Origin of the sequence: Streptomyces sp. MMG1533 (assembly GCF_001279775.1) — a bacterium.
Lineage (GTDB): Bacteria > Actinomycetota > Actinomycetes > Streptomycetales > Streptomycetaceae > Streptomyces.
Window position 1 is genome coordinate 24689 of the sequence record NZ_LGDG01000262.1, and the last position, 14806, is coordinate 39494.

General features: G+C 68.4%; 13 protein-coding genes and 1 pseudogene. 7 read left to right on the forward strand and 7 right to left on the reverse strand.

Going from position 1 to position 14806, the window contains the following annotated elements; translation table 11 throughout:
* The first annotated feature begins 104 nt into the window (after positions 1-104).
* Both ADK57_RS39670 and ADK57_RS39675 read left to right on the forward strand, forming a co-directional pair.
* Positions 105-1016, forward strand: a complete 912-nt coding sequence (locus ADK57_RS39670; RefSeq protein ID WP_053754573.1) for a sulfite exporter TauE/SafE family protein — start codon at positions 105-107, stop codon at positions 1014-1016.
* 226 nt (positions 1017-1242) lie between these two features.
* Positions 1243-1896: a DUF4360 domain-containing protein gene (locus ADK57_RS39675; RefSeq protein ID WP_053754574.1), complete on the forward strand. Its 654-nt coding sequence runs from the start codon at positions 1243-1245 to the stop codon at positions 1894-1896.
* A 45-nt stretch (positions 1897-1941) separates the two neighbouring features.
* Here the strand turns inward: ADK57_RS39675 and ADK57_RS39680 are convergent, their stop codons facing one another.
* Positions 1942-2184, reverse strand: a complete 243-nt coding sequence (locus ADK57_RS39680; protein WP_053754575.1) for a DUF397 domain-containing protein — start codon at positions 2182-2184, stop codon at positions 1942-1944.
* Positions 2181-3020, reverse strand: coding sequence for a helix-turn-helix domain-containing protein (locus ADK57_RS39685; RefSeq protein WP_053754602.1), 840 nt, complete (start codon positions 3018-3020; stop codon positions 2181-2183). Before ADK57_RS39685 ends, ADK57_RS39680 begins: the two co-directional genes overlap by 4 nt.
* A gap of 130 nt (positions 3021-3150) precedes the next feature.
* On the opposite strand from ADK57_RS39685, the gene ADK57_RS39690 reads away from it, so the two are divergent.
* Positions 3151-3639, forward strand: coding sequence for an ATP-binding protein (locus ADK57_RS39690; RefSeq protein WP_053754576.1), 489 nt, complete (start codon positions 3151-3153; stop codon positions 3637-3639).
* A gap of 42 nt (positions 3640-3681) precedes the next feature.
* Here the strand turns inward: ADK57_RS39690 and ADK57_RS39695 are convergent, their stop codons facing one another.
* A complete protein-coding gene (locus ADK57_RS39695) occupies positions 3682-4464 on the reverse strand; it encodes an intradiol ring-cleavage dioxygenase (RefSeq protein ID WP_053754577.1) in 783 nt (260 codons plus the stop codon).
* 183 nt (positions 4465-4647) lie between these two features.
* Here ADK57_RS39695 and ADK57_RS39700 point away from each other — a divergent pair, with 183 nt between their 5' ends.
* From ADK57_RS39700 to ADK57_RS39715, 4 genes are all read left to right on the forward strand, one after another.
* On the forward strand, positions 4648-4944 hold the full coding sequence (locus ADK57_RS39700; protein WP_053754578.1) for a hypothetical protein: 297 nt from the start codon (positions 4648-4650) through the stop codon (positions 4942-4944).
* A gap of 201 nt (positions 4945-5145) precedes the next feature.
* Entirely contained in the window at positions 5146-6468 is a 1323-nt protein-coding gene (locus ADK57_RS39705; RefSeq protein WP_063786084.1) for a DUF3500 domain-containing protein, read from the forward strand.
* A 121-nt stretch (positions 6469-6589) separates the two neighbouring features.
* Positions 6590-7603 (forward strand): arabinan endo-1,5-alpha-L-arabinosidase, encoded by a 1014-nt coding sequence (locus ADK57_RS39710; RefSeq protein ID WP_053754580.1) that lies wholly within the window; start codon positions 6590-6592, stop codon positions 7601-7603.
* Positions 7585-9018: a family 43 glycosylhydrolase gene (locus tag ADK57_RS39715; RefSeq protein ID WP_053754581.1), complete on the forward strand. Its 1434-nt coding sequence runs from the start codon at positions 7585-7587 to the stop codon at positions 9016-9018. The genes ADK57_RS39710 and ADK57_RS39715 overlap by 19 nt, the downstream gene beginning before the upstream one ends.
* Before the next feature lie 69 nt (positions 9019-9087).
* On the opposite strand, the gene ADK57_RS39720 is transcribed toward ADK57_RS39715, so the two are convergent.
* From ADK57_RS39720 to mmsA, 4 genes and pseudogenes are all read right to left on the reverse strand, one after another.
* Positions 9088-10728, reverse strand: a complete 1641-nt coding sequence (locus ADK57_RS39720; RefSeq protein WP_053754582.1) for a pyridoxal phosphate-dependent aminotransferase — start codon at positions 10726-10728, stop codon at positions 9088-9090.
* 162 nt (positions 10729-10890) lie between these two features.
* Positions 10891-11955: pseudogene (locus tag ADK57_RS39725) on the reverse strand (aldose epimerase family protein); the annotation flags it as partial.
* Between the two features lie 52 nt (positions 11956-12007).
* Complete coding sequence (gene mmsB / locus ADK57_RS39730; protein WP_053754584.1) at positions 12008-13252, reverse strand: multiple monosaccharide ABC transporter permease; 1245 nt, start codon at positions 13250-13252, stop codon at positions 12008-12010.
* Entirely contained in the window at positions 13249-14799 is a 1551-nt protein-coding gene (mmsA, locus tag ADK57_RS39735) for a multiple monosaccharide ABC transporter ATP-binding protein (protein ID WP_053754603.1), read from the reverse strand. Before mmsA ends, mmsB begins: the two co-directional genes overlap by 4 nt.
* Positions 14800-14806 lie beyond the last annotated feature (7 nt).

Consider the following 14806-nt stretch of genomic DNA (forward strand, 5'->3'; position numbering starts at 1 on the left):
CTCCTCATCCGGGTCTCAGGTTCCACTCAGAATGACGACCTAGGGTCACGTCCCGTTCATCCCTACTCACCCGGTAGGAAACCCAGGAAACGATGGGACGACCCATGCGCACGCTGATACTGCTCGCCCTCGCGGGCCTCGGCGCCCAGCTCGTGGACGGCAGCCTCGGCATGGCCTACGGCGTCACCTCCACCACCCTGCTGCTGGCCCTGGGCACCAATCCGGCCGCCGCCTCGGCCACCGTCCACCTCGCCGAGATCGGCACCACGCTGATGTCGGGCGCCTCGCACTGGCGCTTCGGGAACGTCGACTGGAAGGTCGTCGCGAGGATCGGCGTGCCGGGAGCCGTGGGCTCCTTCCTCGGCGCGACGGTCCTCTCCAAGCTCTCCACCGAGGTCGCCGAGCCGGTGATGTCCCTGATCCTGCTCGGCCTCGGCGTCTACGTCATGTCCCGCTTCACCTTCCGCGGCCTGCCCAAGGGCAACCTCGGCAAGCCCCTGCGCCGCCGCTTCCTCACCCCCCTCGGCCTGGTCGCCGGCTTCCTGGACGCCACCGGCGGAGGCGGCTGGGGCCCGGTCGGCACGCCCGCCCTGCTGGCCAGCGGCCGCATGGAGCCGCGCAAGGTGATCGGCTCCATCGACACCAGCGAGTTCCTGGTCGCCGTAGCCGCGAGCCTCGGCTTCCTCTTCTCCCTCGGTTCCCAGGGCATCGACTTGCTCTGGGTCGCCGCGTTCCTCCTCGGCGGCCTGGTCGCGGCGCCGCTCGCCGCGTGGCTGGTGCGCCTGATGCCGCCGCGCGTCCTCGGGTCGGCGGTGGGCGGCGTCATCCTCGTCACCAACGTCCGGACGCTGCTCAAGAGCGACTGGCTCGCGGTGTCCGGGACGCCGGCGACGCTGGTGTACGTCGTGCTGTACGCGCTGTGGGCGGCGGCGCTGGCGTACTCGATCCGGGCGCACCTGAACGAGAAGGCGGCGTCGGCCGTGACCCTGACGGAGCGGCAGCCCGCGGAGGTGTGATCCGTGCGGATGTGATCCGCGGAGGTGCGATCCGCGGAGGTGTGATCCGTGCGGGTGTGAACGGGCCGGGGTGAATGGCCGGAGTTCGACCTGTCCATGTCATGCCAGGTCTCCCTACGATGCGATCGCCCCGAGTCTCCACAGCAACTGCACAGATTCTCCACAGAGTTGGAATCCGGAGCCGGGCGCATCCACCCCCCACCGATCCCACCGAAGGGGAGAGACCGTGACTACTGGCCTGCTCCTGAGTGGCGCCGCGACCGCAGCGCTCCTCACCGCCGCACTGCCCGCGCAGGGCCCGTCCTCCGGGTTCGAGGACCCGCCGCCGGACAAGATCGTCATCAAGGTCGCCACGGTGAACGGCTCGGGCTGCCCGCAGGGCACGGCCGCGGTCGCCGTCTCCGAGGACAACACCGCCTTCACCGTGACCTACAGCGACTACCTCGCCCAGGCCGGCGGCAACTCCGACCCCACCGCGTTCCGCAAGAACTGCCAGCTCAACCTGATCGTCCACGTGCCGCAGGGCTTCACCTACGCCGTCGCCAGCGCCGACTACCGCGGCTTCGCCGCGCTCCAGTCCGGGGCGAGCGGCACGCAGAGAGCGTCGTACTACTTCCAGGGCTCCTCGAACACGGTCTTCAAGAACCACCCCTTCGCCGGCCCCTACAACGACAACTGGCAGGCCACCGACACCACGGACTGGGCCCAACTGGTCTGGGCGCCCTGCGGAGTCCAGCGCAACTTCAACATCAACACGGAGCTCCGCGTGAACGCCGGGACGCAGTCGCCCGCCAAGGTCAGCTTCATGACGATGGACTCGACGGACGGGGACATCAGCACGGTGTACCACCTGGCGTGGAAGGAGTGCCCGGAGTCGTAGCGACGTACCCCGGTGGCCCCCCGTGAGTGGCGGGGCCACCGTCGGTCAGTTCGCGACGTGCGTGAGGAAGTCGGCCCAGGCGTCGGAGGAGAGGGCGAGTTGAGGGCCCTGCCTGTCCTTGGAGTCGCGGACGTGGATGGTGGCGGGGCAGGTGGCGACCTCGACGCAGTCGCCGGAAGCGCTGCTGCTGTAGCTCGACTTGCGCCAGGAAAGGGCGACTTCTACGCAGTCGTCGCCGGAGCCGCTGCTGTAGGTGCTCTTGAACCAGGCCAGTTCGCCGGTGCTCATAGGTCTCCTCGCATCCGCTGCAACAGGCTCAATGAGTCCGGGATGGTGAGAGCCTGTGAGCGCATCCTGGCATAGCGCTGTTGGAGCACACTGACCACTTTCCGGTCGGAGATCAGCTGGCCGCTCAACTGCCCCTCGTTGTAAGCGAACCACTGGTTCTCCGGGGTTTCCAGCAGGCGGATGGGGCCGTGCAGTCCGGCATGCGACTCCCGCTCCAGCGGCATGATCTGGATCTCGACGTTCCGCAGCTCGGAGACCTCCAGCAGGTGATCGATGAGCTCCCGCGTAGTTTCCCTCCCGCCCGTGTGGCGAAGAAGCAACTGCTCCTCGATGATGAAGCTGAACGCGGTGTTGGGCCGTTCCCGCAGCAGTCGTTGCCGTTCGGCCCGAGCCGCCCACTGGGCCTCGATCTGCTCGTCCTCCAGCGGCGGCAGCTCATCGGCGAAGAGCTGCCGCGCGTACGCCTCTGTCTGCAACAGACCCGGAATCAAACGGCATTCGTACGTGTACAGGGTGATCGCGGTCGCCTCCAAACGCGCCCACCGCCGAAACCAAGCCGCCAACCCCGGCTGGCGGGCCAGCGTCGGCAACGCCTTCCGCAACACCCCGGTGTTCCCCAGCACCTCCTCCGCCCGGTCCACGAACGTCGGATCCGGCATCCGCCTCCCCAACTCCACCGACGCCACCGTGTGTTTGGAGAACCGCACCAGGTCCGCGAACTCCTCCCGGCTCAGTCGCGCGTGCTCACGCAACGCCTGGACGACCGCTCCGAACGTCCGCAGACTGTCGGACGACTCCGGCTCGCTCCCGCCCGCGCCCACCACTCCATCGACCACCACCGGTCACCTCCCGCACACATGGTCACGGGCAGTCACCAGTACTGTCCAGTCCGTGACCGCGTACGCTCGCGCAGCGTACGCGCCGCCGACCTGGTGAAGTGGCCCTCACGCCCGCCAGATTGGGCGCATGACCACACCCCCCACCGCTCAAGGCCCCGTCACCGTACGTATGTTCACCCAGCGCCTCAGTGCCACGCCCCGCGGCGCCCGCCTCGCCCGGCACCTCGCCCTGAACCAGCTCGACGCCTGGGGCGTCCCGCACGGCAGCGACCCCTCCGACGCCGTGGCTGTGATCGTCGCCGAACTGGCCGCCAACGCGGTGACCCACGGGCGCGTCCCGGGCCGGGACTTCGAGCTGCGGCTCGCGCTCGTGACCGGCAGCGTGCGTGTGGAGGTCACCGACACCCGCGCGGAACCACGTCCGCCCGCCCCCGGCGACGTACGGACGCCGAGACCGCTCGACGAGGGGGGCCGCGGCCTGCTCCTCGTCGACGCGCTCGCCGACCGGTGGGAGGTGGTCGACCGGGAGCCGCCGCCGGGCAAGACGGTACGGGCCGAGGTGGACCTGCCGCGGTGGCTGTCGCTGGTGCAGGGCGTGGGGGACGGCCCCGGGTGACCGTACGTCCGGACGTACGGTCACCCGGGACGCGTCGGGGCGTCAGCTCTGCTCGACGCCCAGCGTGAGCGTGCCGGCGTAGCCGGCGGACGGTGAGCTGCCCAGGGCGGTGAGGGTGAGGAGGCCGGACGCCGCGCCTCCCTCGTCGTAGATGGAGTCCTGGGCGAGGGTGGTGCGGGGGACCGTGTTGGCCGAGTACGGCGAGAGGGCGCCGACCCGGGCCGTGATCGTCTCGTCGAAGAAGAGCTGTCCGGTGTGCAGCTCCTGGCCGCCGGTGAACGAGCCGTCCGAAGTGAGGGTGACGTCCGTGTGCACCTTGATGTGGATGTGCACGCAGCGGCCGCGGTACCAGCCCGGGTAGACGGTGGTGATGCTCGCGACGCCGCTGGAGTTCGTCAGCACACCGCCGCGCAGGAAGGTGCCGTTGTCGGGCTCGCTGTGGCCGTTGTTGCCGACGAAGCCGGAGTACTCGCCGAGCGCGTCGCAGTGCCAGATCTCGACGAGGGCGTCGCTCAGGGGCACGCAGGTGTCGTCGTCGACGACGGTGAGGGTCAGCCGGAGGGGGAAGCCGGTCTTGTCCTCGCTGATGTCGGAGCGGACGTACTGTCCGTCGAGGTAGTAGGGGCCTTCGGTCATCTCCTTGGTGAGCGTGCAGACCGCCGCCGCGGCGGCAGGAACTGCGGTGGCCGTGTCGGCCGTGGGCGCTTCGGGCGCGGCGGCGCCCACGGCGAGGGTGGCGGCGGTGGCGCCGGTGGCGATCAGCACGGTGCGACGCCCGACCTGGTGGGCTGCTTCAGCTCTGTTGTCCACTGGGGTGTCTGTCATGGACACGGCACCGTAGAAGCGGATCCTGTCGGTCGGCTGTCAGTCGGGTAAAGCGACGATCCGTCAAGTCTCTTGTGGGACAGCCCGTCCGGAGGGGGTGGGGCGGGGTAGCGTTATGTCCTAAAAGGGTGAAAAGCGGCAATAGGTTCGCAGGATTCGAAAGGTTTGCGAATGGGAGTACGAATGAGGCTGACCGGACGCGTCGAAAAGCGCATCGCCAAGGACTTCCCCGGCCGGGACGGCCAGGTCGTGGAGGAACTCCTCGCCGAACTCGTGAGCCACCTGACCGAGCGCGGCGACCGCGAGGACAAGGAACGCATCGCCGCCGCGACGCTCCTCTGCAGCCGCGGAAGAATGGACCGCCTCCTCGACGCCCTCCAACTGGCCAAGGAGGACACCCGGGACGTCCTGGTGGGGGCCGGGCTGGCGGACGCCGGGTGGAGGGAGCAGTTGGAGGCGGACTTCGGGCCAGGGGTGTGAGAAGGGCGGGGGGAGGGATCGGCCGGCCGAGGGGCGCGCGCGGCAACGGCCGGTCTGTTTCGCGCTCGCGCCTGCGTCGTGCCCGGTCGACGCCGAGGCGATGCCGCGCCCGGCCCTGAACCGGGCGAAGACCGTCCGCGCACCGGGTACGCACAGGTTTCCCCCAAGGGCGCTTCAGGTCGGCCATGGAGTTTGGTGCTCATGTATGGACACGGACACCGACCACGTACCCCCGAAACCGAGCGCAGCCGCCGCTGGTTCATGAACAAGGCGCTGCTCACCGGTGGTGTCGCCGCAGTGGCGGCCATGACCGGCTGCTCGGCGGGCTCCTCCGACACGGCGAGCTCCGCCTCGTCCTCCGCCGCCCCGAGCGGCATGCCCTCGGGAGGCCCCGCCGGAGGCGCCGGCGGCATGGGCCCGGGTGCCTCCGAGGTGAAGTACGCCGACTTCGTGGGCGTCACCACCGACGGCAAGGTCGTCGACGACCTGTACTCGATCCACTCGACGGACGTCTCCACCGACAAGCTGGTCAAGGCCGCGCAGGCCTTCCTGGACGGGCTCACCTCGAAGGAGCGCAAGGCCTCCGTCTTCGACGTGGACGACGACGAGTGGCTGGCCTGGAGCAATGTCGACGGGTACGCGCGTGAGGGCGCCCGGATGGGCGACCTGACCGAGAAGCAGCGCAACCTCGGCTACGCGCTGCTGGGCGCGGCCCTGTCCGCCGACGGGCTCACCCAGACCCGCAACATCATGAAGCTCAACGCGTACCTGGGCGACTACAACGGCGGCAACAAGGAGACGCTCACCGAGGGCCACTACTACTTCACCTTCATGGGCACCCCGTCGACGACGAAGCCCTGGGGCTTCCAGTACGAGGGCCACCACGTGGCCATCAACTACTTCGTGCTGGGCGACCAGGTCGTCATGACGCCCACCTTCATGGGCTCCGAGCCGACGTCCGCCACCTACAAGGGCGAGAAGATCACCCTCTTCAGGCCGGAGACCAAGGCGGGGCTCACGCTCCTGCGCTCCCTGACCGCCGCGCAGCGCAAGAAGGTGATCTCCTCGGAGACCAAGGCCGGCGACAACATGAAGGCCGGTGCCGGCCAGGACAACCTCAAGCTCGCCTACCAGGGCCTGGCCGCCTCCGGGTTCACCGGCACCCAGCGCGACCATCTCCTCGACCTGGTCCGGGTCTACGTCGGCAACCTGGCCGACGCGCAGGCCGCGGTGAAGATGAAGGAGGTGGAGGAGCACCTCGACGACACGTACTTCTACTGGATCGGCGAGACCGAGGACTCCTCCGCCTTCTACTACCGCGTGCACAGCCCGGTCGTGCTCATCGAGTACGACGCCCAGTCCCCGATCGCCTACGGCAACAAGGACGGCGGCGACAGCGGCGGCATGGGCGGCCCCGGCGGCGGCACGCCCAGTCAGCAGCACATTCACACCATCATCCGCACGCCCAACGGCGGTGACTACGGCGTCGATCTCCTCAAGCTGCACCTGGAGAACGACCACTGAGGCTGCGCGGACCATTGACGCGCGAGGGGTTCGATTCTACGGTCCGTCCGAGGTTCTGATCGGTGATCGAAATACCGAACGAACACCGGACGGACCGTACCCCCACGCAAGGAGGATCCACGTGAGCCGCACCTCCCGTACCTCCCGTACCTCCCGTACCTCCCGTACCTCCCGTACCTCCCGCAGAACCGCACTCCTCGCCGTCCCCGCGGCCGTCCTGCTCGCCCTGATCCCGAGCAGCGCGTCCGCGTACCCCAACCCCGGCCGGGTCACCGGCGACATCGTCGTCCACGACCCGACGATGGTCCGCAACTCGTCGGGCCGCTACCTGCTGTACGGCACCGGTGGCGGCCTCGGCTACAAGACGTCCACGGACCGGACCGCCTTCGCCGCGGGCGCCGACGCCTTCTCCGTCAAGCCGAGCTGGTGGTCGTCGTACGCCACCGAGGCGTGGGCGCCCGACATCTCCTACCACGGCGGCAAGTACCTGATGTACTACGCCGTCTCGACCTTCGGGTCCAACAAGTCGGCCATCGGACTGGCCGGTTCGACGACCGGACTGCCGGGCTCCTGGACCGACTACGGCACCGTCTACACCTCCACCACCTCCAGCGACTACAACGCCATCGACCCGAACCTCTTCGTGGACGACGACGGCAAGTGGTGGCTGTCCTTCGGGAGTTGGTGGACCGGTCTGAAGATGATCCAGATCGACCCCTCCACCGGGAAACAGCTCTCCTCCAACACCACCCGGTACTCGATCGCCTCCCGCCCCACCGGCACCAAGGCCGTCGAGGCGCCCTACATCGTCAAGCGGGGCGGCTACTACTACCTCTTCGCCTCGTACGACACCTGCTGCGCCGGCACCAGTTCGACGTACAAGGTCAAGGTCGGCCGCGCCACCAGCGTCACCGGGCCGTACTACGACAAGAACGGCGTCTCGATGATGAACAACGGCGGGACGCCCGTGCTGGAGTCGCACGGCAGCATCGTCGGGCCCGGCGGACAGTCGATCATGAACGACTCCGACGGGGACCTGATCGTCTACCACTACTACGACGGCAATGACAACGGCACGCCCAAATTGGGCATCAACCTTCTGAACTGGAGCAGCGGATGGCCCGTCGCATACTGACCCTGCTGGCAGCGTTGCTGCTGGCCCTCTCGATCGGGCAACCCTCGGCGAGCGCGGCCTCGTTCGCCAATCCGGTCAAGGCGCAGAAGGGCGCCGACCCCTGGATCTCGTACTACAACGGCAACTACTACATGGTGACGACGAGCTGGACCGACGTCATCACCATGCGCAAGTCCGCCACCCTGGCCGGGCTCGCCACCGCGCCCAACATCCAGGTGTGGAAGGGCGATTCGGCGAGCAGATGCTGCAACATCTGGGCGCCGGAGATCCACTTCCTCAACGGCCGCTGGTATCTGTACTACGTCGCCGGGCAGAACGTCTCCGACTACAACGCGACCCAGCGGACGCACGTCCTGGAGAGCGCCGGGTCCGATCCCACCGGGCCCTACACCTACAAGAACCAGCTCAACTCCGCCTGGATGCTGGACCCGACGGTCGCCACCATCAACGGCCAGCTGTACCTGTTCGGCAGCGCGAGCGGCGGCACGCAGAACCTCGTCGCCGCCCGTATGTCGAACCCGTACACCCTCGCCACCGGCTTCTCCACCATCTCCACACCGACCAACTCCTGGGAGACGTCCGGCGGCACGGTCAACGAGGGGCCGGAGATCCTCCAGCGCGGCGGGAAGACCTTCCTGATCTACTCGGCGAGCGGCTGCTGGACCCCCGACTACAAGCTCGGCCAGCTCACGCTCACCGGGTCCGATCCGCTCTCCGCGTCCTCCTGGACGAAGAAGTCCACGCCGGTCTTCCAGCGCAACGACGCGAACGGCGTCTACGGTCCGGGCCACAACGGCTTCTTCACCTCGCCGGACGGCACCGAGAACTGGATCGTCTACCACGCCAACGACTCCGCCTCCGACGGCTGCGACAACGGGCGTACGACCCGGGCGCAGAAGTTCACCTGGAACGCGGACGGCACACCGAACCTCGGTACGCCCGTCCGGCTCGGGACGAGCATGACCGGCCCGTCCGGCGAACCGTCGACCGCCTCGACGACGTACACGATCACGAACCGCAACAGCGGCAAGTGCCTTGACGTTGCCGGGAGTTCGACGGCCGACGGCGCCAACGTGCAGCAGTACACCTGCAGCGGCGGCAACAACCAGAAGTGGCGGATCGAGGACCAGGGCGACGACACCAGCCGGCTGGTGAACGTGGCCACCGGCAAGGTGCTCGACACCGCCGACTGCTCGTCCGCCGACGGTGCCGACCTGCGCCAGTGGTCCTGGCTGAACAACACCTGCCAGCGGTTCCGGTTCGTCACCACCGACAGCGGCTACGTCAGGATCGTGAACCAGGCCACCGGCAAGGTCGCCGACGTCGCCGACTGCTCGACCGCGGACTCCGCCGACGTACGGCAGTGGTCGTGGCTGAACAACAACTGCCAGCAGTGGCGGCTGAACCCCGTGTAGGCAGTCCTTCGACGTAGGGTCCGGGCGCACCCGGGCCCTACGTCGGTCAACACTCCCGGGACGGCCCCTTCAGCCCGCCTGGCCCATCCCCGCCGCGTTGGGCCAGCTCTGGGCGTTGGGCCAGCCCGTCGCCGGGGCCGTTGTCAGGTCCGGTACGCCGGTCGGGGCGGTCATGCCGCGGACCTGGGCGGCGGTGAGGCCGCCCCGGGCGGGTACGCCCGGCGGGGTCTGGCCGGTCATCGCGGCGGCCGCGGGCACCGGCGCGCCCATGGGGGCCGGAGCGGGGGCAGGCGCAGGCGCCGGTACCGGAGTCGGGGCCGGGTAGCCGACCGGCTGTGGGGCTGCCTGGGCCACCGCCGGCATCGGCATCCCGGCCCCGAACGGCTGACCCGGCTGTGCGGTCTGGGCCGCGGCGGGCATCGGCATGCCGGCGCCGACGGACGGGGCGGACGACAGCCCCGGCGCGGCGGCCATGGCCTGAGCGGCAAGGCCCTGCATGCCGGCGCCGTTGGTGGCACCGACCAACCGGTCAACTGCCGCCGTACCCGAGCTGTAGCTGGTCCCTGTAGCCAGCTCGGGCACGGCGGCTCCCCTCCTGGTCCCGTAGAGCACCTGTTCCAGGCCGGACACCAGGCGACGCACGTCCACCTGGGGGCGCACCACGAGTCGCAGGAAGCGGCTTGAGGAGCCGATCTTGTTGCCGCACTCGCGGACGAGGATCCGGTGCTCGGTGAGCATCCGGTCCCTGACCACGGTGCCTTCGGCGCCCACGGGGAGGCGCACGAAGAGGAAGTTCCCCTGGGAGGGGTAGACGGTCAGGCCGGGCAGCGCGGCGAGCTGGCCGGCCATGTCCAGTCGGTCACGACGGACCTGCTGCAGGCTCTGCGCGTACTCGGCGCCGTGCTCCTTCAGAATGAACACCACGTGCTCCGCGAAGGAGTTGAGGTTCCACTTGGGGAGCATCGAGCGGATCCGGCCCGCCAGGGCCGGGTTGGCGACCAGGTAGCCGAACCGTATGCCGTGCAGACCGAAGTTCTTGCCGAGGCTGCGCAGTACGACCACGTTGGGCCGCAGCATGGCCTCCTGGACGACGCTCGGCTCGACCTCCGCGTCCGCGAACTCCAGGAACGACTCGTCGATCACGACCAGGTCCAGGTCGGCCATCGCGTCCATGAACTGCACGATCGCGTGCTTGTGCAGGAAGCCGCCGTCGGGGTTGTTCGGGTTGCAGATGACGGCGACCCGGGTGCCGCGGGCGCGGATGAACTCGGCGTACTGGGCGAGGTCCAGGGCGAATCCGCTGGACTCCTGGAGCGGGAACATGTCGACCCGCTTGCCGGTCTCCATAGGCTGGTCGGTCCAGCGGCCGAAGGTGGGGACGGGGATGGCGAGGGACTCGCGGACCAGCAGGTGGTCGATCCACGTGATGAGTTCGGTGGAGCCGTTGCCCATCGCCACGCACTGCGGGGGGAGTTGGAGCAGGCTGCACAGCTCGGCCGTGATGGTGTCGGCGCTGCTCGGGTAGTACGTGATGATGTCCCGCAGCCGGGCCGCCATGTCGTCGAACATGGCGGGGGTGGGGAAGTAGGGGTTGCAGGGGATACAGAAGTCGACCGGACCGGCCCCTTCGCCGCCCTCACGGGTCAGCGCCGCCATCGACGGGCTGTGCGCCGCGGTGCTGCGGAACAGCGAGGTGACGTTGTCAGCCAAGGGAGCCTCCGTAGGGGGCGGGCCCGGTGGGGACGACCGGGCCCGTCGTCTTGGGTGGCCCGCGCGGGGGAGCACGGGCCGCCCTTACATACGGAGGCTGGGGTGGCGCTGTTCAACCGCTGAGAAATCGGTAAGAACTTGTGCGCTACCTGTGAAGAAGGGTCACGCGTGGAACGAGTGCACCGTCGTGGTCCTGTACGTCTGCCCAGGCCGCAGCACGGTGGACGGGAACGACGGTTGGTTCGGAGAGTCAGGATAGTGCTGCGTCTCCAGGCAGAGGGCGTCGCCCTGGCGGTAGATGGTGCCGCCGCTGCCGACGAGGGTGCCGTCGAGGAAGTTGCCGGAGTAGAACTGCAGGCCGGGCTCGGTCGTCGCGATCTTGAGCGTGCGGCCGGAGGACGGGTCGTGGAGGGTCGCGACGTGCTCGGGCTGCGCCGTGCTGCCCTTGTCGAGGACCCAGTTGTGGTCGAAGCCCTGGGCGTGCAGCAGCTGCTGGTCGGCCTCGCGGAGGTGCTCGCCGATCGTCTTGGTCCGGCGGAAGTCGAAGGGGGTGCCCGCGACCTGCGCCAGATCGCCCGTGGGGATCAGACCCGAGTCGGCGGGGGTGTAACGCGCGGCGGCGATCTCCAGCCGGTGGTCGTGGATCGAGCCGCTGCCCTCGCCCGCCAGGTTCCAGTAGACGTGGTTGGTGAGGCTGACGACGGTGGCCTTGTCGGTGGTGGCCTCGTAGTCGATGCGCCAGTCGCCGTGCCGGGTGAGCGTGTACGTCACCTTCGTCGTGAGCGTGCCGGGGTAGCCCATCTCGCCGTCGACGCTCGTGCGGCAGAGGTACAGGCCGACGTCCGAGCCCTCGGTGAACGGCTCGATGTCCCACACGTGCTTGTCGAAACCCTGGGCGCCGCCGTGCAGGCTGTTGACGCCGTCGTTGACGTCCACCTGGTAACTCTCGCCGTCCAGGGTGAACCGGCCCTCGGCGATGCGATTGCCGTAGCGGCCGATCAGCGCACCGAAGTACGGGCTCTTGGCGACGTAGTCCTCGATGGTGTCGAAGCCGAGCGAGACGTTGGCGTACCGGCCCTCGCGGTCCGGGATCTCCAGCGACTGCACGATGCCGCCGTAGGAGAGGACCTTCAGACGGGTGCCGCCGTTCTCCAGCGCCCAGCTGTGGACCTGCGTGCCGTCGGCGAGCTTGCCGAAGAGCGATTTCACGGGCTTCCTGCCTCCTCCCATGGAAAGGGCCCCGCCTGCCGGCGGGGCCCTTGGATCCTGGCCGAGTCGGTTACGAACCGACCTTGCGCTTGTTCCACACGTCGAAGCCGACCGCCGCCAGCAGGACCAGGCCCTTGATGACCTGCTGCCAGTCGGTGCCGATGCCGACGAGGTTCATGCCGTTGTTCAGCACGCCCAGGACCACACCGCCGATGATCGCGCCGAGGACGGTACCGACGCCGCCGCTCATCGACGCGCCGCCGATGAAGGAGGCCGCGATGGCCTCCAGCTCGAAGTTGAGGCCGGCCTTGGGCGAGGCCGCGTTGAAGCGGGCGGCGAAGACCAGACCCGCCAGGGCCGCGAGCATGCCCATGTTGAGGAAGACGAGGAAGGTGACCTTCTTGTCCTTGACGCCCGACAGCTTGGCCGCGGGCAGGTTGCCGCCGATCGCGTAGATGTGCCGGCCGATGATCGCGTTGCGCATGAGGTAGCCGAAGCCGACGACCAGCACGCCGAGGATCAGCAGCACGATCGGGGCGCCCTTGTAGCTGGCGAGCAGCATCGTGACGGTGAGCACGGCGGCCACCAGCGCGACGAGCTTGAGCAGGAAGAGCTTGGCGGGCGGCACGTCGAGGGCGAACTCCTGCTGCCGCTTGCGGTCGCGGATCTCCTGGAGCACCACGAACACGATCACGGCGAGACCGAGCAGCAGGGTGAGGTTGTGGTAGTTGGTGTCCGGGCCGACCTCGGGCAGGAAGCTGTTGGCGACCTTCTGCAGACCCTCCGGGAACGGGCCGATCGTCTGGCCCTCAAGGAAGATCTCCGTCAGACCGCGGAAGGTCAGCATGCCCGCGAGCGTCACGATGAACGACGGAATGCCGAAATACGCGATGAGGAACCCTTGCGCGGCACCGGCCGCCGCTCCGATGGCCAGGCACAGCACCAGGGCGAGCGGCCAGGGGACGTCGTGGTTGACCATCAGCACGGCTCCCACCGCGCCCACGAACGCCGTCAGCGAGCCGACCGACAGGTCGATGTGGCCCGCGATGATGACGAGCATCATGCCGATCGCGAGGATCAGGATGTAGCTGTTCTGCAGTACCAGGTTGGAGACGTTGCGCGGCAGCAGCAGGTCACCGTCGGTCCATACGGCGAACAGCACCACGATCAGACCGAGGGCGAACAGCATGCCGTACTGCCGCATGTTGCGGCGCATGCCGTCCAGCATCAGCTGCAGCAGACTGTCACCGGTTGCCGAACCGCCCTTGCCGGGCGGCGCGGGGGCCGGCGTCTTGGCGGTCACGTCCGTGCTCATCGGGTTACCTCTTTGTCCTTTGTCATCTGACGCATCAGTGATTCCTGCGAGGCCTCGGCCCGCGAGAACTCACCGGTCAGCCGCCCCGCGGCCATCGTGTAGATGCGGTCACACATTCCCAGCAGTTCCGGCAGCTCGGAGGAGATGAAGACGACCGCCTTGCCCTGGGCCGCCAGCTGGTCGATGACCGTGTAGATCTCGTACTTGGCACCGACGTCGATGCCGCGCGTCGGCTCGTCCAGGATCAGCACATCGGGACCCGCGAAGATCCACTTGCTGAGGACGACCTTCTGCTGGTTGCCGCCGGACAGCTTGCCCACCGGCTCGAAGACGGTCGGCGCCTTGATGTTCATGGACTTGCGGAAGCCCTCGGCGACCTGCCGCTCCTCGTGCTCGTCGACCACTCCGCGCTTGGAGACCTTGCCCAGCGCGCTGAGCGAGATGTTCCGCCCGATGGTGTCGATGAGGTTGAGGCCGTAGTGCTTGCGGTCCTCGGTGACGTACGCGATGCCGTGCTTGACCGCCTCAGGGACGGACTTCGTACGGATCTCCGTGCCGTCCTTGAAGACCTGGCCGCCCGCGTACCGGCCGTACGTCCGCCCGAAGACGCTCATCGCGAGTTCGGTGCGGCCGGCGCCCATCAGGCCCGCGATACCGACGATCTCGCCCCGCCGCACGGCCAGGGACACGTCGTCGACCACCTTGCGCTGCTGGTCGATCGGGTGGTGCACGGTCCAGTTGCGGATCTCCAGGGCGGGCGACTGGCCCTCCTCCGGATGGTGCGGGGAGCGCTCCGGGAAGCGGTGCTCCAGGTCGCGCCCGACCATCCCGCTGATGATCCGGTCCTCGGTCGTCTCCGCGGCCTTCACGTCGAGCGTCTCGATGGTGCGCCCGTCCCGAAGGATGGTCACCGAGTCGGCGACCTTGCGGATCTCGTTGAGCTTGTGCGAGATGATGATCGAGGTGATGCCCTGCTTCTTCAGCTCCAGGATGAGATCCAGGAGTTTGCCGCTGTCCTCGTCGTTCAGAGCCGCGGTCGGCTCGTCGAGGATGAGCAGCTTCACCTTCTTCGACAGCGCCTTGGCGATCTCCACCAGCTGCTGCTTGCCCACGCCGATGTCGGCGACGCGGGTCTCGGGGTGGTCGGAGAGACCGACCCGGCGCAGCAGTTCGCTGGCGTGCTTGAGGGTGTCGTTCCAGTTGATGAGCCCGCGCGTGGCGTGCTCGTTGCCGAGGAAGATGTTCTCCGCGAGGGAGAGGTAGGGCACCAGGGCCAGCTCCTGGTGAATGATCACGATGCCGTGATGCTCACTGGCCCGGATGTCCTTGAACTCGCAGACTTCCGACTCGAAGAGGATCTCGCCCTCGTACGTGCCGTGCGGGTGGACGCCGGAGAGGACCTTCATCAAGGTCGACTTGCCGGCGCCGTTCTCCCCGCAGATGGCATGGACCTCGCCCTGCTGGACGGTCAGTGTGACGTCCGACAGCGCTTTGACGCCGGGAAAGGTCTTGACGATCGAGCGCATTTCCAGGACGGGTCCCGCCATGGTCGTG

Excerpts from the sequence above, each read along its gene's own strand:
- ADK57_RS39670 (WP_053754573.1), top strand. The coding sequence starts at position 105 with ATGCGCACGCTGATACTGCTCGCCCTCGCGGGCCTCGGCGCCCAGCTC.
- ADK57_RS39680 (WP_053754575.1), bottom strand. The coding sequence starts at position 2,184 with ATGAGCACCGGCGAACTGGCCTGGTTCAAGAGCACCTACAGCAGCGGC.
- ADK57_RS39690 (WP_053754576.1), top strand. The coding sequence starts at position 3,151 with ATGACCACACCCCCCACCGCTCAAGGCCCCGTCACCGTACGTATGTTC.
- ADK57_RS39695 (WP_053754577.1), bottom strand. The coding sequence starts at position 4,464 with ATGACAGACACCCCAGTGGACAACAGAGCTGAAGCAGCCCACCAGGTC.
- ADK57_RS39700 (WP_053754578.1), top strand. The coding sequence starts at position 4,648 with ATGAGGCTGACCGGACGCGTCGAAAAGCGCATCGCCAAGGACTTCCCC.
- ADK57_RS39705 (WP_063786084.1), top strand. The coding sequence starts at position 5,146 with ATGTATGGACACGGACACCGACCACGTACCCCCGAAACCGAGCGCAGC.
- ADK57_RS39715 (WP_053754581.1), top strand. The coding sequence starts at position 7,585 with ATGGCCCGTCGCATACTGACCCTGCTGGCAGCGTTGCTGCTGGCCCTC.
- mmsB (WP_053754584.1), bottom strand. The coding sequence starts at position 13,252 with ATGAGCACGGACGTGACCGCCAAGACGCCGGCCCCCGCGCCGCCCGGC.
- mmsA (WP_053754603.1), bottom strand. The coding sequence starts at position 14,799 with ATGGCGGGACCCGTCCTGGAAATGCGCTCGATCGTCAAGACCTTTCCC.